General features: G+C 61.8%; 16 protein-coding genes and 1 pseudogene. 12 read left to right on the top strand and 5 right to left on the bottom strand.

From position 1 onward, the window contains the following. Window positions 1-8: 8 nt before the first annotated feature. Window positions 9-995 (bottom strand): BMP family protein, encoded by a 987-nt coding sequence (locus tag BA011_RS40240; protein ID WP_065284900.1) that lies wholly within the window; start codon window positions 993-995, stop codon window positions 9-11. Window positions 996-1,205: 210 nt separating this feature from the next. On the opposite strand from BA011_RS40240, the gene BA011_RS40235 reads away from it, so the two are divergent. From BA011_RS40235 to BA011_RS40225, 3 genes are read left to right on the top strand one after another with little or no spacing between them, the layout of a single operon-like run. Continuing rightward, complete coding sequence (locus BA011_RS40235; RefSeq protein WP_065284899.1) at window positions 1,206-1,835, top strand: CDP-alcohol phosphatidyltransferase family protein; 630 nt, start codon at window positions 1,206-1,208, stop codon at window positions 1,833-1,835. Then, complete coding sequence (locus BA011_RS40230) at window positions 1,832-2,452, top strand: lysophospholipid acyltransferase family protein (RefSeq protein ID WP_065284898.1); 621 nt, start codon at window positions 1,832-1,834, stop codon at window positions 2,450-2,452. The genes BA011_RS40235 and BA011_RS40230 overlap by 4 nt, the downstream gene beginning before the upstream one ends. Further along, window positions 2,449-3,378 (top strand): phosphatidate cytidylyltransferase, encoded by a 930-nt coding sequence (locus tag BA011_RS40225; RefSeq protein WP_062943156.1) that lies wholly within the window; start codon window positions 2,449-2,451, stop codon window positions 3,376-3,378. Before BA011_RS40230 ends, BA011_RS40225 begins: the two co-directional genes overlap by 4 nt. A gap of 13 nt (window positions 3,379-3,391) precedes the next feature. On the opposite strand, the gene BA011_RS40220 is transcribed toward BA011_RS40225, so the two are convergent. Together BA011_RS40220 and BA011_RS40215 are read right to left on the bottom strand one after the other, a co-directional pair. Next, on the bottom strand, window positions 3,392-3,715 hold the full coding sequence (locus BA011_RS40220; RefSeq protein WP_065284897.1) for a chaperone modulator CbpM: 324 nt from the start codon (window positions 3,713-3,715) through the stop codon (window positions 3,392-3,394). 2 nt (window positions 3,716-3,717) lie between these two features. Further along, window positions 3,718-4,631: pseudogene (locus BA011_RS40215) on the bottom strand (DnaJ C-terminal domain-containing protein). 283 nt (window positions 4,632-4,914) lie between these two features. Between BA011_RS40215 and BA011_RS40210 the strand changes: the two are divergent. Then, the gene (locus BA011_RS40210) at window positions 4,915-5,817 is read left to right on the top strand and encodes an NAD(P)-dependent oxidoreductase (RefSeq protein WP_065284896.1); all 903 of its coding nucleotides are present in this window, start codon (window positions 4,915-4,917) and stop codon (window positions 5,815-5,817) included. 87 nt (window positions 5,818-5,904) lie between these two features. On the opposite strand, the gene BA011_RS40205 is transcribed toward BA011_RS40210, so the two are convergent. Then, window positions 5,905-6,747: a phosphoenolpyruvate hydrolase family protein gene (locus BA011_RS40205; protein ID WP_065284895.1), complete on the bottom strand. Its 843-nt coding sequence runs from the start codon at window positions 6,745-6,747 to the stop codon at window positions 5,905-5,907. Next, window positions 6,740-7,936: a Tm-1-like ATP-binding domain-containing protein gene (locus BA011_RS40200; RefSeq protein ID WP_065284894.1), complete on the bottom strand. Its 1,197-nt coding sequence runs from the start codon at window positions 7,934-7,936 to the stop codon at window positions 6,740-6,742. Before BA011_RS40200 ends, BA011_RS40205 begins: the two co-directional genes overlap by 8 nt. A 131-nt stretch (window positions 7,937-8,067) precedes the next feature. On the opposite strand from BA011_RS40200, the gene BA011_RS40195 reads away from it, so the two are divergent. The 8 genes from BA011_RS40195 (at window position 8,068) to yghU (ending at window position 15,545) form a co-directional block, all read left to right on the top strand. Continuing rightward, window positions 8,068-8,733 carry a GntR family transcriptional regulator gene (locus tag BA011_RS40195; protein ID WP_065284893.1) on the top strand — a complete coding sequence of 222 codons (666 nt, stop codon included), beginning with the start codon at window positions 8,068-8,070 and terminating at the stop codon, window positions 8,731-8,733. A gap of 94 nt (window positions 8,734-8,827) precedes the next feature. Further along, window positions 8,828-10,081, top strand: a complete 1,254-nt coding sequence (locus BA011_RS40190; RefSeq protein WP_065284892.1) for an ABC transporter substrate-binding protein — start codon at window positions 8,828-8,830, stop codon at window positions 10,079-10,081. 59 nt (window positions 10,082-10,140) lie between these two features. After that, the gene (locus BA011_RS40185) at window positions 10,141-11,088 is read left to right on the top strand and encodes a carbohydrate ABC transporter permease (RefSeq protein WP_065285008.1); all 948 of its coding nucleotides are present in this window, start codon (window positions 10,141-10,143) and stop codon (window positions 11,086-11,088) included. After that, the gene (locus BA011_RS40180) at window positions 11,085-11,912 is read left to right on the top strand and encodes a carbohydrate ABC transporter permease (RefSeq protein ID WP_065284891.1); all 828 of its coding nucleotides are present in this window, start codon (window positions 11,085-11,087) and stop codon (window positions 11,910-11,912) included. Before BA011_RS40185 ends, BA011_RS40180 begins: the two co-directional genes overlap by 4 nt. 2 nt (window positions 11,913-11,914) lie before the next feature. Further along, window positions 11,915-13,006: a Gfo/Idh/MocA family protein gene (locus tag BA011_RS40175; protein ID WP_065284890.1), complete on the top strand. Its 1,092-nt coding sequence runs from the start codon at window positions 11,915-11,917 to the stop codon at window positions 13,004-13,006. 16 nt (window positions 13,007-13,022) lie between these two features. Then, window positions 13,023-13,403, top strand: a complete 381-nt coding sequence (locus tag BA011_RS40170) for a cupin domain-containing protein (RefSeq protein ID WP_065284889.1) — start codon at window positions 13,023-13,025, stop codon at window positions 13,401-13,403. A gap of 28 nt (window positions 13,404-13,431) precedes the next feature. Then, window positions 13,432-14,514 (top strand): ABC transporter ATP-binding protein, encoded by a 1,083-nt coding sequence (locus BA011_RS40165; RefSeq protein WP_065285007.1) that lies wholly within the window; start codon window positions 13,432-13,434, stop codon window positions 14,512-14,514. Between the two features lie 155 nt (window positions 14,515-14,669). Further along, the gene (yghU, locus tag BA011_RS40160) at window positions 14,670-15,545 is read left to right on the top strand and encodes a glutathione-dependent disulfide-bond oxidoreductase (RefSeq protein ID WP_065284888.1); all 876 of its coding nucleotides are present in this window, start codon (window positions 14,670-14,672) and stop codon (window positions 15,543-15,545) included. The last annotated feature ends 82 nt before the right edge of the window (window positions 15,546-15,627 follow it).

Here is a 15,627-nt window from a genome sequence, read left to right as displayed (position 1 = left end):
CAGCCGAATTACTTCGGCTCGTCCATCATCTTCGGAACTTCGAAGGTGCCGGCCTTGATCTCCGCTCGCTTGGCCTCCATCGCAGCCTCGGCTTCAGCAGGCGCCACGCCCTTCACGAAGACGATGTCGCTGCCGCCTTCCTTCATCAGGCCGTAGGACGTGTAGTTTCTGCCGACCGGTTTTCCGGCAGCGACATCGGCGATCGCAGCGTCCAGGATCGGCCGGAAATACCACATGGCGTTGGCAAACACCGTATCGGGATAACGCGGCGTATAGTCGATCAGCGAGCCGACCGACTTGATGCCGCGCTCCTTGGCGGCATCGGCCGTGCCGATACGCTCGCCGAACAGAATGTCGGCGCCGGCGTCGATCTGGGCAAGACCGGCTTCGCGGGCCTTCGGCGGATCGAAGAAGGTGCCGATGAACGAGACGAGGTGTTTTGCTTCTGGATTGACAGCCTTGACGCCCGCCGCGAACGCATTGATCAGCATGTTGACCTCGGGGATCGGAATGGCGCCGACCGAACCGACGACATTCGACTTGGTCATCTTGCCCGCCAGCATGCCGGCAAGATAGGCGCCGTCATGGTTCCAGGTGCCGAAGACGCCGAAATTGTCGCCGGCCTGCTCACCGCTCGAACCCAGCACGAAAGCGGTGTCGGGATAGTCGGCCGCGACCTGCCGGGCCTCTTTCTCCACCGCATAGGCCTCGCCGATGATCAGCTTGTTGCCCTGTTCGGCATATTCGCGCATGGCGCGCGGATAATCGGTGCCGGAGACGCCTTCGGAGAAGACATATTCGATGACGCCTTCCTTGGCCGCGTCCTGCAGGGCCTTGTGCAGACAGGAGTTCCAGGCATTTTCGACCGGCGACGCATGAATGCCGGCAACCTTCAGCGGCGCAGCCGCCCTTGCCAGCGGGGCAAAGCCGCTGACCCCAAGCGCAATGCTCGACGCGATCACTGCCCGGCGTGAAATCAGGATACCTTTGGTCATTGATTGTTCCCCTTTTTTACCATTTGGTTCAAAAATCATAGTAGCGCTCAAAAATGTGTCAAGCAGCAAACAGGCTTGAAAATCAGGCTGTTCGACCCATGCTCGCCGCCGGCTCGCCGAAGCGCGATGGGCTGGATTTACAAGGTGTTACATCTTGGCGTGACGACGTCGGCAGGATATGCAAGGATCATCGGGGTTGGGGGACATGAAATGGGGGATGAAGAGGGCGCCTCGCGGCGACCGATCGCGAGCCGGTCGTCGTCCTGGGCCATCGGCCTTAGCGCATGGCTGGCGCGGAGCGGCGCGACACCGAACGGCATTTCGCTTTTATCGATCGTATTCGCGGGTATAGGCGTAGCACTCATCGTTTTTACAACACATCCGATTGCCATGGTCTGCGCCGCGATCTCGGTGCAACTGCGGCTCGTCTGCAATCTGCTGGACGGAATGGTCGCGATCGAAGGCGGCAAGAAAACCATGAGCGGGCCGCTCTATAATGAATTTCCCGACCGGGTCGCCGACAGCCTGTTTCTCGTCGCGGCTGGCTATGCCTGCGGCTTTGGCTGGCTCGGCTGGCTGGCTGCGCTGCTCGCCGCACTCACCGCCTATATCAGGGTCTTCGGAGGATCGGTCGGTCTTCCCCAGGACTTCAGCGGCGTCATGGCCAAGCAGCGCCGCATGGCGGTGCTGACGGCGGGCCTCCTCGCCCAGAGCGTCGAGACGCTGATATCAGGCGGCCACTGGTCGCTGATCCTGGCATGCGCGGTCATCGCGGCCGGCAGCCTTGTCACCTGCATCACACGCACGATAACGCTTGCCCGTTCGCTGGAGAGACTATGATCGCGCTCATCCGTCGCCTTCTCGTGCTGTTCGTCCGTATCCTGGTCGGCGCCCGAAGCGAGTGGCGGGGCTGCGCCCCCGATCCCAGCCGCCGCATCTATTTCGCCAATCACAACAGCCATATCGATACTGTCGCCGTCATGGCCGCCCTGCCGTGGCCGGTGCGCCGGCTGACCCATCCGGTCGCCGCACGAGACTATTGGGGAACGAGCGCACTTCGCCGCTTCATCGCGGAGAAATGCCTGCGCGCCGTCCTGATAGACCGCAAGCCTGCGCCGGACAGCAACCCGCTGGAGCCTCTCGAGCGCCTGCTCGAGGAAGGCCGTTCGATCCTGATTTTTCCTGAGGGAACGAGAAGCGCCACCGATGAGATCGCCCCGTTCCGCAGCGGCATCTATCGCCTCGCCTGCCGTTTTCCGGATGTCGATCTCGTACCGATCCATCTCGACAACCTTCAGCGCATCCTGCCGAAGGGAAGCATGCTGATCGTCCCGATCACCTGCACGGCGCGCTTCGGCAAACCGCTCCGCGTCGAACCGGGCGAGGAAAAGGACAGCTTCCTGGCTCGCGCGCGCGCCGCGGTCATTGAACTCGCAGATGGGGGGCATACCGCATGACCAGTCTGTTCTCCATCGTGCTGGCCGCGATCCTCGGCCTGCTTGCCGTCGCCTCGGCCATCGGTTTCATCCTTCAGCGGCGTGCGACCGAGCCCGGCTCCGTCGCCACCGTCCAAAATCTCAACGCCCGTATCCGCTCCTGGTGGATCATGGTCGCAGTGTTCGGCGGGGCAATCCTGCTCGGCGACACGGCCACGGTCATCCTGTTCGCATTCCTATCCTTTATGGCGCTTCGCGAATTCTGGACCCTGACACCATCGCGGCGCGGCGATCACCTGGCGCTTTTCCTGTCCTTCTTCGTTGTGCTGCCGCTGCATTACGTGCTGCTCGGAACGGAATGGTACGGCCTGTTTGCGATCTTCATCCCGGTCTATGCCTTCCTGATCCTGCCGGCGGTGGCGACCTTGACGGGTGACGTCAACGAATTCCTCGCCCGCAGCGCCAGGGTGCAATGGGGATTGATGCTGACGGTCTATTCGATCAGCCACGCTCCCGCCCTGCTCATGCTCGAGACCGGCACGCCGTCGGCGCTCCTCCTCGTCTATCTGGTCGTGGTCGTGCAGCTCAGCGACGTCTTCCAGTATGTCTGGGGCAAGCTCCTCGGAAAGCACCGTTTCTCGCCGAATATCAGCCCGTCGAAGACGATCGAAGGGCTGGTCGGAGGCGGCGCTTCGGCCATTCTCGTCGGAACACTGCTATATCGCCTGACGCCGTTTTCGCCGCTGCAGGCCGCAGCCATCAGTACGGTCATCGTCGTCGCCGGTTTCTTCGGCGGCTTCGTGCTCTCGGCCATCAAGCGCGATCTCAATGCCAAGGACTGGGGCTATGTGATCGAGGGCCATGGCGGCGTGCTTGACCGCCTGGACTCCATCACCTTCGCCGCACCGCTGTTCTTCCACATCGTCCGCTATTGGTTCACCACGTAGAAGCTGGTTCTGGCTAAAACCGGTCGATCTCCTCGAGGCTCTCGAACAGCCGGCGCTGAACATCCCGCTCCTGCTTGCCGATGGCGGTCATCAGCTTGCCCATCGTTCCCCGCAGGCCGTGCAACTCGTCGATCAGCTCCATGACGATATCGACGCCGGCTTCGTTGACACCCATGTTTCCCATGAGGTCCAGGATCAGCCGGGCGCGTGCGACGTCGGCGTCGCGAAATTGCCTCTGGCCGCCTGATGTCTCCGGGATCAGCCAACCCTGTTCGATCCAGAGGTCGAGCTGGACGATGTCGATTTTCAAGTAAAGACGGAATTCGAGATCATCCATGATCAAGCCTCCATGTTCTTTCTCGGATCGTAGGAGTTTGCCGTCGCCCATTCCTTCATCAAGGCCGTCAGCCGCTCATCCGGGGCGTCGGGTAGCACGATCTTCAGCGAGATGTAGACGTCGCCGTGTCCGCCGCCGCGTTTTGAAACACCTTTGCTCTTGAGACGCAGGACCTTGCCCGTGTTCGAATGGGGCGGCAGCGTCAGATTGACCGGTCCCGACGGCGTCGGCACGCGAACCTTGCCGCCAAGCACAGCCTCACTGAGGGAGATCGGCAGTTCCAGGCGGATATCGTCGCCGTCTCGCGTAAAGAAGCGGTGCGGGCGCACACGGATTTCGATCAGGGCATCGCCCACCGGCCCGCCGCCGATGCCCGGCTCGCCCTTGCCGCGCAACCGCAAGGTCTGGCCGTCGCGCGTCCCCGGCGGGATCTGCACGTCGAGCGCCGGACCATTCGGCATCTTGACCTCCGTCCTGGTGCCGTTGACGGCCTCGAGAAAGTCGACCTCCATGGAAAATTGCCGGTCACGGCCACGACCGCGGGTCTGGCCGCCGCCGGTACGACGTGAAAAGAAGCTGGCGAAGATATCGTCGGCATCGCTGAAATCGGCAAAGCCGGCGCTGTTGTGGTAGGGATCGCCAGGCCCGCTCTTCGACGCGTAGTCGCGGTAATAATTGCGCTGCGCCCGCTCGGCGCCCGTTATATCGATCTCGCCGCGGTCAAAGCGTCCGCGTTTTTGCTCGTCACTCAAGATCTCGTAGGCCGTTGAAATTTGCTTGAACCGTTCCTCAGCTTTTTGTCGCCGGGGTTAAGGTCGGGGTGAAGTTTCTTGGCGAGCTTGCGGAACGCGCTTTGAATATCCTTTTGCGTCGCATCGCGTTTCACGCCCAGAAGCTCGTAGGGATCCTGGCTCATACATGTCTCCGGTCGGGCAGCGAATACTGCTGGTTGGCTTGGCAATGATATAGGTTGTCGGGCCGCCGGCGGGGAGGGGAGGCCGGCCGCTGGTCGACGTCAATCCGATAAAGCGCCCGCTGTCGCGCAAGCTCGCCAGAACTTACTTAGAACAACGCCGCGTCTTCCGCTGGGGACGCCGAGCTTTCCGGACGAATATCAAGAAAAAGTGCCGCAACGGCAGCGCGCATGAAGCGGCCGGCTCTTCGGAAGGGGTTCCGGCTGAATCGTCGCAGTTGACGATATGGCCCCCGGCAACAGTTCTAATCTGATGATGTCATTGATTGAGGTTCACATGCCGAATTTTGCGATTATCGGATCGGGCGCGATGGGAAGTGCCGTCGCCAAACGGCTGATCGACCACGGCGCCACGGTGCTGACTGACCTCGAGGGCAGGAGCGAGCAGACGATAGCGCGGGCAAAGGCAGCCGGCATGGTGCCGGTCGGCCGCCAGGAGCTGACGAAGGCCGAGCTGATCCTGTCGATCGTTCCACCGGCGGAGGCGATCAAGGTCGCCGAACTCGTCGCGGACATATCGTCTGGGATGCCGGCGCCGCCGCCCTTCATCGACCTCAACGCGATTGCGCCGAAAACCATGCAGGCTTTGGCGGCACGGTTCGAAGGCAGCAGCGTCGAGGTGCTTGACGGTGCGATCATCGGCGGGCCGCCGGTCCCCGGCAAATCAGGTCCGACCATCTATATCAGCGGCGATATCGCGGAGCGAAGCAGGCCGCTCGAGGATTGCGGCCTGCGGATCCGCCGGCTCGACGGACCGCTCGGCGCCGCCTCGGCACTGAAGATGTGTTATGCCGGCATCAACAAGGGATTTGTCGGCCTTGGCACCGCCATGCTGCTTGCCGCATCGCGTTCCGGTGCGGCCGAAAGCCTGAAAGCCGAGCTTTCCGAAAGCCTTCCCGACATCGATCGCAGGCTGTCGGGATCCATACCCGACATGTATCCGAAAGCCTATCGGTGGGTTGCCGAAATGCAGGAGATTGCCGATTTCCTTGGCGAAGATGATCCGGCCGCGACCATCTTCCGCGGCATGGCGGACGTCTTTTCCAGGATGGCGACCGACGTGAAGGGCAGCCGCGTGCTCGTCGAGCAGCTGGATGAGATCATCGCGCACTCCGGAATAGACAACTGACCGCGATGGTCGAGCCCTTGCTCGCTGCTACCGGCGCGCCACATCGGTGGAGCCGCCAGCAGGCTTCGTGCCCAATCCAGGCCATGCCTATATCGTCGCGAATTGTTCGACCTGCGCCCGGATCGCAACCTCGGTCGGCAATCGCTCCATTGAACTCGCGCCGTAAAAGCCGTGGGAACCCTTGCAGCGGGCGAGCACATAGGCCGCATCAGCAGGCATGGCGATCGGACCGCCATGGCAGAGCACGATGACATCCCCGCGTACCGACCTTGCGGCATCCGACCATTCGTTAATCTTCTCCACGCATCCGTCGAGTGTCAGCGCCGTTTCGGCACCGATCGCACCGCCCGTGGTCAGACCGAGATGGCAGACCACGATGTCCGCGCCGGCTCTGGTCATGGCAATGGCGTCCTTGCTGCTGAAGACATAGGGCGTCGTCAGCATATCCTTGGCGTTGGCGCGGGCGATGATATCGATTTCCAGATCGAAGCCCATGCCGGTCTCTTCGAGATTGGCGCGGAACGTTCCGTCGATCAGCCCGACGGTCGGAAAGTTCTGGATGCCGGCAAAACCCATTGCCTTCAGCTCGTCGAGGAAGTGATCGGGCAGCATGAAGGGATCGGTGCCGTTGACACCGGCGAGCACCGGCGTGTGGCGCACGACCGGCAGGACCTCGCGGCCCATTTCTTTGACGATCTCGTTGGCATTGCCATAGGCGAGCAGGCCGGCAAGCGAGCCGCGCCCGGCCATGCGGTAACGGCCGGAATTGTAGATGACGATCAGGTCGATGCCACCGGCTTCCTCGCTCGTGGCAGAAAGACCGGTGCCGGCGCCTCCGCCGATGATCGGCCGGCCATCGGCGATTTTGCGGCGAAGCTTGCTCAGAATGTCGTCTCGGTTGATGCGGGTCAAAACTCTCTCCTCAGGCATGGATCTCATGGAAGCTGGCAACGAGTGCCGCGGCAAATTCCGCGCTGTTGATATGGGCGTCTATCTCGACGAGGCGCCTGTTTGGCGCATCGCGCCAGCCGGCGCGAATGGCGGAAAACAGCGCCTCGTCGGCTTCGGGGTCATGGAATGGCTGACCGGCAGCATCGATTGCCGAAACGCCCTGAAGCGGCAGCAGGAAGCGAACCGAACCCTGCATCCGGTTGAGCCGTTCGACGATGAAGGCACCGATCCTGCGATTTTCCTTCGGGGTGGTGCGCATCAGGGTCACCTGCGCATTGTGGACGTGAAGCTTACGGTCGCGGAAAGGCGCCGGCACGGTTTCGTGCGCGCCGAAATTTACCATATCCACGGCGCCGACCGAGCCGATATAGGGCAGACCGGTGCGGATGATGGCGCCGAAGCGATCTTCGGTCGCCGGAAAGACGCCGCCGATGAGAAGGTCGGGAACCTCAGTCGTCGTCACGTCGATTACACCCTGCAGCAGGCCGGAATCGACAAGTTTCTCCATCGACTGGCCACCGACCCCAGTCGCATGGAAGACGTAGATTTCATGCGTCTTGCCAAGCATCTCGCGGATCTGGGTGACGCAGGAGGTGGTGACGCCGAACATGGTCATGCCGATGCCCGGGCGATCATCCCTAGAGGCGGGGATGGTGTTGCGGGCCATGCCGGCTGCCGCATTTCCGGCATTGCCGATCACCCTGCGCGAGATCGCGTTCAAGCCGGCGACGTCGACGACCGAATACATCATGGTGAGATCATTCGGTCCGACATAGGGCGCCACATTGCCCGAGGCGACCGTTGAGACCATCAGTTTCGGCACACCGATGGGAAGTGCCCGCATCGCCTCTGTCACCAGCGCGGTATTGCCGGTTCCGCCAAGGCCAAGGACGGCACCGATGTCGTTGCGCGATTTCAGGAAGGCCGTCAGCGCCTTGGCCATGGCCGAAACCGCCGTTCCCCGATCGGTCTGCCCGAGCACGGCCGCAGTACCCTCGGGATGAAATTCGGCGACTTCGCGCGCCTGGATATCGGCGCCGGCGCCTTCCCCAACCGTGCCGACATCGACCAGCACGGCATCGGCTCCGGCCGACAGAACCACCTGTTTGGCATAGTTCAGTTCAGCGCCTTTGGTGTCGCAGGTGCCGACGATATAGACCTTTCCCATTGGTTTTCCTCCCCTTTCTGATCGATCTTCGATTCTCTTCCGAAAAAATCCCGAGTTTTGTATTTTCCATATTGTATATTCTTTCGTATATTGCATACTTAGTCCACGAATGCCAGACGGAAATGGAGATCATGAACGCACCGCGCCACCTCACCCTTCGCGAGCGGATCTACGAGGAAATCGTTCGCCTGATCGTCTCCGGCGAGCTGCCGAGCGGCGTCTCGATCGACGAGAAAGAACTGACGGAACGCCTGCAGGTGAGCCGCACGCCGTTTCGCGAAGCGATCGGCACGCTCGCCAAGGAGGGCCTGATCGAAATCAAGCCTTATCGCGGCTTCTTCGTGCGCAGCTTCACGCCGAAGGAGATCGACGACCTCTACGATCTGCGCAAGACGCTCGAATGCTTCGCCGTCGAACTCGCCGTTCCGCAGATGAGCGATCGGCATATCGCCGGCTTCGAGCGCATCCTGGATGAGGCGGTGGCAGCACTCCGCCGCGGCGACATGGAGACATACGGCATTCGCGACAAGGAATTTCACGAGACCATCGCCGAGCTTTCGGGAAGCGCGCCGCTGATCGAAACGCTGGCGCGGCTCGCGCTGCAGATCCAGATCTGCCGCTCGATCGCCAATGAGAGCCGCGATCTGGCCGAGAGGGCAGCCGAGGAGCGCGATCAGATCCTGCAGGCTTTCAGGGCGCGCGACATCGCGCGCGCCAAGGCCCTGATGCACGCGCATATCAGCGATGTCCAGCAAGCCGTCATGGCACGGTTTCAGAAGGAGAATCCGGCGCGCTAGCGGGCCAGAATGCCAGATAGAATGAAGGAGAGGGAGGTCTCCTTTTTCAACAACGGAAAAACGTGGCCGCGGAGCGGCCCGGGAGGAGGGAGCAATGCTGAAATTTCTTGCCCGCAGCACGGCGCTAGTGGCGATGATCGCCATAAGTTCGCCGGCGCATGCCGAAACCCTGAAGATGTGGGGTCCCGAGCAGATCACCGAACCGCTGGTCGCGCAGCTGTGGAACGGCATCAAGGCCGATTTCGAAAAGGCCAACCCCGGCGTGACTGTCGAGTTCATGCCGCCGACAGGGACGATCAGCAACGGCGCGGTGCAGGCGGCAATCCAGTCGGATGCCGGCCCTGACGTGATCCTCACCAATTCCGGCATCGGCCGCATCAGCGTCGTCAGGAATGCCAAGCAGGTCATGCCGCTCACCGAGCAATATGAAAAGCGCGGCTGGAAGGATGAGATCTATCCCTGGCTCTACACCGAGCTGAAGGGCCAGTTCGGCGGCGAGATCTACGAAGTTCCCGACGGTCTCGATGCGCTTGGCATCTGGTATCACAAGGATATTTTCGAAAAGGCCGGCTGGACGATCCCAGCGACCTGGACCGAATTCGAAGCGCTGATGAAATCGATCCATGAGACCGGCCTGCAGCCGATCGCCATCGGTCCTCGCACGACGGGCAGCGCCGGCCACCTCTTCGGCAATCTGCTGCAATCTGCGAGCGGCAAGGAGGTGATCGGCAAGGCGCTGCGCCGTGAGATCGCCTGGGACGATCCCTCGGTCGCCGCCGGCGCCATCCGGCTGCAGAAGTTGGTCGAGGCAGGTTACATCAAGAAGGAAATGGCGGGCCTCGATCTCGATGGCGCTTCGCGCCTCTGGTTCAACAAGCGCGCGGCCATGTTCGTTGCCGGCCCGTGGTTCACCGCCAATGCCCGCAAGGCAGGCTATGACCTCACTAACGCCGGTTACGCGCCCATGCCTTCCGACATCAAGGGTGCGGCGATGCCGACCGGCGGTGTCGGCTGGAGCTGGCTGGTGCCGGTCAATTCCAGGCAGCCGGAACTCGCAGTGAAGTGGATCGACTTCATGCTGTCGGATGCGGTGATGAAGAAACGCGCGCAGGATCCGGCAAGCACGATGATCTATCCGCGCGAAATCCCGGGCGTCGAGCCGCCAACCCCTGTGCTGAAGGATATCTTCGCCGCTGCCGCCGGCGGCGTCGGCTACAATCCGAGCGTCTATCTGCCCGGCACCGTGCTCGACACCTACTTCCAGGTCATCCAGGGCCTGATCTCCGGCCAGATCGGCGGCGAGGACGGCATGAAGCAGATCCAGGCGAAGATGGCAGAGGCGAAATAGTGGTTATTCGCGAAACGCCCGGAAGCAAGGTCGTGGCTCCTCTCAGGGATGCGTCTGCCGTGGCGGGACATACGGGCGGCCTATCAGCCCGTATGTCCGAACGCCGGACGGCCAGGGCTGCCTCATCTGATGGCTCATCCGATGGCGATGCCGGCACCGCATTGTGGCTGATGGCGCCGGCGCTTGCCCTTTATGCCGTCTTCACCCTGCTGCCGATCGCCGCCACCTTCTGGCTGAGCTTCAACAGCTCCGCCGGCTTCAATACTTCCGCTAGCTTCGTCGGCTTCGACAACTATGCCAAGGCCGTATACGATCCGATCGTCTGGAAGAGCCTCGTCCATACCTTCCTCTGGCTGGCCTATCATGTGGTGATGGCAGGCGGGCTCGGCCTGCTGTTGGCGCTTGCCGTCAGCAGGCTGCGGATCACCCAGGTCTTCTTCCGCACCGCCTTCTTCCTGCCGCATCTGGTGTCGCTGGCAGTGGTGGGCGTCATCTGGGCCAATATCTACGATCCGTTCTTCGGCCTGCTGAATACCGCCCTGACGCAGGTCGGGCTCGGCGCCTTTACGCAAGGCTGGCTTTCCGATCCCGCCTTGGTGCTCCTTTCCGTCAATGTCGCAAGCTCTTGGCAGGGTTTCGGCCTTTACATGCTGCTCTTCATCGCCGGCCTGCAGAATATCGACCGCTCGCTCTATGACGCAGCGGAAGTGGACGGCGCCGACGCCTTCCAGAAGCTGATCTACGTGACGCTGCCGGGGCTTCGCGAGGTCACGACCTTCGTCGTCTCGCTGGCGATGATCAACGGGCTGAAGGGCTTCGCCACGGTCTACGTCATGACCAATGGCGGGCCGTTCTACCAGAGCGAACTGATCACCACCTACATCTATCGACTTGCCTTCCAGTCCCAGGATCACGGGCTTGCGGCAGTGCTCTGCATCCTGCTCAGCCTGCTTGCGATCACCATCACCATCGTCTTCAACCGCTGGCGCGCGAGGATTTCCCAATGAGCGTCCGCAACCGCGAATGGCCGATGGCGCTGGCGCTGACCCCGGCGCTGATCCTGATCCTTGCCCCCTTCGTCTGGCTGGTGATCTCGAGTTTCAAGACCGAGGCCGAGATTGGCCAGGCCGACCCCTTCACCTGGCCCGCCGACCTGATGTGGCGGAACTATCTCGACGCATGGCAGATCGGCGGGTTCGGAGATCTTGTCGGCAACAGCCTCATCAATCTCATCGGCGTCGTCGTTCTTTCGCTGATCACCTGTGCGCCGGCCGGCTATGCGCTCGCCAAGATCCGTTTTCCCGGCCGGGAATGGCTGTTCTACGCCTTCATTCTCGGCTTGACCGTGCCGGTCCAAGCGATCGTCATTCCGCTCTACCAGGTGCTCTTCGGGCTCAATCTCGTCAACACGCTGACCGGCATCGTGCTGGTGCAGGTGAGCAACGGCATTCCCTTCGGCATATTCCTGATGCGGAGTTTCTTCGTCGGCGTGCCTGATGAACTGATCGAGGCCGCCAAGATCGACGGCGCCTCGCATTTCCAGATCCTCACCAAGGTCTTCCTGCCGATCTCCACGCCGGCGGTGCAGGCGCTCGTCATCATCAGCGCCCTCTCCACCTGGAACGACTTCTTTCTGCCGCTGATCGTGTTGATCAGCCCAGAGGTGCAGACGCTGCCGCTCGGGCTCGTTCGTTTCGCCAGCACCTATGCGTCTGATTACCGCCTGGTCTTTTCCGGGACCGTCATTTCATTCCTGCCGATCATTCTTCTCTATATCCTGATGCAGCGCCGCTTCACCGAGGGGCTGACCCAGGGAGCAATCAAGGGCTGACCATGTCGCATCATGTCCAGCGGGAAATCCGCTACAACTTCGAATTCGACCACCGCATCAAGGCCTGCTTCATCGGCGCCGGCGGCCATGCCTATCGGAATGTCTATCCGGCGCTGCGTTATGCACCGGTCGAACTCGCCGGCATCTGCGATCTCGATATCGGCCGTGCTGAAAAATTCGCCAAGCTCTTCGGCGCGGGCAAAGCCTATACCGATCATCGCGAGATGCTGGAGCAGGAAAAGCCGGAACTGATCTTTATCGTCACCGCCTATCATCCGGACGGCCGGGTGCAGGCGACCGATCTGGCACTCGACGCACTTGCATCGGGCGCGCACGTCTGGATGGAGAAGCCGACGGCGGCAAGCCTTGAGGATATCGAAAGACTGCAGGCGGCAAGTGCAGCGGCCGGCCGCATGGTGATGACCGGTCTCAAGAAGACCTTCTTCCCGACCATCGAGAAACTGAGGGATCTGATCGGCTCGCCCGGTTTCGGCCGGCTCACCTCGATCAATGTCCGCTATCCGCAAAGCCTGCCGGGCCAGGAAGACCGCGCCGATCTCGTCAAGATGCAGAGCTTCCTCGACCACATCTACCATCCGGGAGCGATCCTGAACTTCCTCGGCGGAGAGATCGAACGCGCTGGTTATGAATGGGAAGCGCTGACGGGCGCGACCGTTACCAGCCTGCGCTTCCGCTCCGGCGCGATCGGCACGCTGCACCTTGCCGCCGGACAGTCCGGCAGCAGCATCTTCGAGCGGGTCGAAATCATCGGCGAAGGCGCCAACGCCATCGTCGAAAACGGCAGCCGGCTTACCTACTTCCGCAAGGCCGACCTGCCGTCCTATGGCCGCGCCGCGAGCTTCATCCAGCCGGACGAGAATGCGGCGCTGTTCTACGAGCCGGAGCATTCGCTCGGCCAGCTCTACAACAACAACCTCTTCTATCTCGGCTATGTGCCCGAAATCCTGCATCTGACGGATGCGATCCTCTCCGGCACGCCGATATCAAGGGGTACGCTCGAAATCGCCCGCGAGATCATGAAACTCTTCGAATTTTACAGACGCACGGATGCCGGCGTCACCACCAATCTCTGACAGGGGAGGGACAGCCTTGAGCGATAGCGATGTCATTTTCAGGAAAGCCGACGGCGAATTCATGCCGACCACCTGGGGCGAACTCAACTGGAAGATCACCGGCGACGGCACGCCCGGCGCCGAGATGACATTCGGCACCTGCCGCATCAATCCCGGCGAGCGCAACCAGCTGCATTCGCATCCCGATTGCGAGGAAATCCTCTACGTCGTTTCCGGCAATTGCGAGCACAAGCTCGGCGATGCGCTCTATCGGCTCGAAGCCGGCGACGCGATCCGGATTCCCCGCAATGTCCGTCACTGGGCGCGCGCGCTCGGCACCGAACCGCTCTTCGCGCTGATCATGTTCTCCTCCGGCACCAGGACGGCGGTCAATCATGAAGGCGAGGGCGCGGCCTGAAATCATCCTGTTCTCGGGGGGGAATATCATGGCGTCGATTGCGCTTCACAACATCGGCAAGTCCTACGGCAACCTGCCGGTCATCCACGGCGTCGATATCGATATCGAGGATGGCGAATTCATCGTGCTCGTCGGACCGTCCGGCTGCGGCAAGTCCACGCTGTTGCGCATGATCGCCGGCCTGGAGACGATCTCGGGCGGCCGGCTTTCGATTGGCGGTCGCATGGTCAACGACCTGGCGTCGAAGGAGCGCGACATTGCCATGGTGTTCCAGAGCTATGCGCTCTATCCGCATCTGACGGTGGCCGAGAATATGGGCTTTTCCCTGAAGCTGCGCGGTACGGCCAGAGACGAGATCGGCCGCCGGGTGCAGTCAGCTGCAAAAATCCTGGCGCTGGAGCCTTATCTCGACCGCCACCCGCGCCATCTCTCAGGCGGCCAGCGTCAGCGCGTCGCCATGGGCCGCGCGATCGTACGCGATCCGAAGGTGTTCCTCTTCGACGAACCGCTTTCCAATCTCGACGCCAAGCTGCGCGTAGCGATGCGCGCCGAGATCAAGGAGCTTCACCAGCGACTAAAGATCACCACCGTTTATGTCACCCATGACCAGACCGAGGCGATGACCATGGCCGACCGCATCGTCGTCATGCATGACGGCATCGTCGAGCAGATCGGAACGCCGTTGGAGATCTATGATCGGCCCTCAACCACCTTCGTCGCCGGTTTCATCGGCATGCCGGCGATGAACCTGCTCAAGGGCCGCATCCAGGCCGACGCCCCTTCGATCTTCCGCACCGACAGCGGCGTCGCCATGCCGCTATCGCTGCGTCCTGGGTCCGCAGATCCCGGCGATGAACTCATCTACGGCATCAGACCGGAACAGTTCGTCATCGCCGACGAAGGCGGAACGCCGGCAAAGGTCATCGTCGTCGAGCCAACAGGCTCGGAGACGCAGGTCATCGCCCGGATCGAGGGCGAAAACGTCAACATGCTGTTTCGCGAGCGCATTGCCGTAAAGCCCGGCGACACGATCCGCTTTGCCTTGCGGGCTGCCAGCGAACATCTGTTTTCAGCCGCGACGGGCAGGCGTCTTCCCGAGGCGGATGTCTGAAGCGGCCGTTTTCTTCAGCTTTGCCAAGGCTCTGACGATTGCGTGAAACCGCGCCGACACCTGTGACAAAACCTCGTCGCCTCTGCTATGTCAGGAAAAATGCGGCAGCCCAACTGGCGTCGCGCTCTGTCCTATCAATGCCAGGAGTTTGAAAGATGAGCGGTTCTCCCGATTATACACCCCCGAAGGTCTGGACCTGGAACAAGGCGAATGGCGGCCAGTTCGCCAGCATCAATCGCCCGATCGCGGGACCGACGCATGACAAGGAGCTTCCGATCGGCCGCCATCCGTTGCAGCTCTATTCGCTCGGAACGCCGAACGGCCAGAAGGTCACAATCATGCTCGAGGAACTGCTGGCGCTTGGCCATAGCGGTGCCGAATATGATGCATGGCTGATCAAGATCGGCGATGGCGATCAGTTCGGAAGCGGCTTCGTCGCAGTCAATCCCAATTCCAAGATACCGGCGCTGATGGACCGCAGCGGGCCAAAGCCGATTCGTGTCTTCGAATCCGGTGCGATCCTGACCTACCTCGCCGAAAAATTCGGCGCCTTCCTGCCGACCGAGCCGAGCGCGCGGGCCGAATGCCTGTCATGGCTGTTCTGGCAGATGGGAAGCGCGCCTTATCTTGGCGGCGGCTTCGGCCATTTCTACGCCTATGCGCCGACGAAGATCGAATATGCGATCGACCGCTTCGCCATGGAAGTGAAGCGTCAGCTCGACGTGCTGGATCGTCGCCTTGCCGAAAGCGAGTATCTGGCAGGCAGCCAATATACGATCGCCGATATTGCCGTCTGGCCGTGGTATGGCGGGTTGGTGAAGGGCTGGACCTACGGCGCGGCCGAGTTTCTGCAGGTCGAGGACTATAAGAACGTGCTGCGCTGGGCCGACGCCATCCATAGCAGGCCGGCCGTACAACGCGGCCGGATGGTCAACCGCCTCTCCGGCGAGCCCTCTAGCCAGTTGCACGAGCGCCACGACGCCAGCGACTTCGACACCAGGACGCAGGACAAGCTCGCGGCCGCCGAGTAAGCAAGCGGCCCCAGCCAAATGTCGCAGCAATAAATGAAGCTCCGCCGCCTTTACGGCGACGGAGCTTCTGCATGCTGCCCAA

This window comes from Rhizobium leguminosarum, from assembly GCF_001679785.1.
Lineage (GTDB): Bacteria > Pseudomonadota > Alphaproteobacteria > Rhizobiales > Rhizobiaceae > Rhizobium > Rhizobium leguminosarum_R.
This window is presented reverse-complemented; position numbering and strand designations above follow the sequence as displayed.

What these genes read in the sequence shown, in the direction of transcription:
- BA011_RS40240 (WP_065284900.1), bottom strand. Translation starts at nt 995, where the DNA reads ATGACCAAAGGTATCCTGATTTCACGCCGGGCAGTGATCGCGTCGAGC.
- BA011_RS40235 (WP_065284899.1), top strand. Translation starts at nt 1,206, where the DNA reads ATGGGGGATGAAGAGGGCGCCTCGCGGCGACCGATCGCGAGCCGGTCG.
- BA011_RS40230 (WP_065284898.1), top strand. Translation starts at nt 1,832, where the DNA reads ATGATCGCGCTCATCCGTCGCCTTCTCGTGCTGTTCGTCCGTATCCTG.
- BA011_RS40225 (WP_062943156.1), top strand. Translation starts at nt 2,449, where the DNA reads ATGACCAGTCTGTTCTCCATCGTGCTGGCCGCGATCCTCGGCCTGCTT.
- BA011_RS40220 (WP_065284897.1), bottom strand. Translation starts at nt 3,715, where the DNA reads ATGGATGATCTCGAATTCCGTCTTTACTTGAAAATCGACATCGTCCAG.
- BA011_RS40210 (WP_065284896.1), top strand. Translation starts at nt 4,915, where the DNA reads ATGGCCCCCGGCAACAGTTCTAATCTGATGATGTCATTGATTGAGGTT.
- BA011_RS40205 (WP_065284895.1), bottom strand. Translation starts at nt 6,747, where the DNA reads ATGCCTGAGGAGAGAGTTTTGACCCGCATCAACCGAGACGACATTCTG.
- BA011_RS40200 (WP_065284894.1), bottom strand. Translation starts at nt 7,936, where the DNA reads ATGGGAAAGGTCTATATCGTCGGCACCTGCGACACCAAAGGCGCTGAA.
- BA011_RS40195 (WP_065284893.1), top strand. Translation starts at nt 8,068, where the DNA reads ATGAACGCACCGCGCCACCTCACCCTTCGCGAGCGGATCTACGAGGAA.
- BA011_RS40190 (WP_065284892.1), top strand. Translation starts at nt 8,828, where the DNA reads ATGCTGAAATTTCTTGCCCGCAGCACGGCGCTAGTGGCGATGATCGCC.
- BA011_RS40180 (WP_065284891.1), top strand. Translation starts at nt 11,085, where the DNA reads ATGAGCGTCCGCAACCGCGAATGGCCGATGGCGCTGGCGCTGACCCCG.
- BA011_RS40175 (WP_065284890.1), top strand. Translation starts at nt 11,915, where the DNA reads ATGTCGCATCATGTCCAGCGGGAAATCCGCTACAACTTCGAATTCGAC.
- BA011_RS40165 (WP_065285007.1), top strand. Translation starts at nt 13,432, where the DNA reads ATGGCGTCGATTGCGCTTCACAACATCGGCAAGTCCTACGGCAACCTG.
- yghU (WP_065284888.1), top strand. Translation starts at nt 14,670, where the DNA reads ATGAGCGGTTCTCCCGATTATACACCCCCGAAGGTCTGGACCTGGAAC.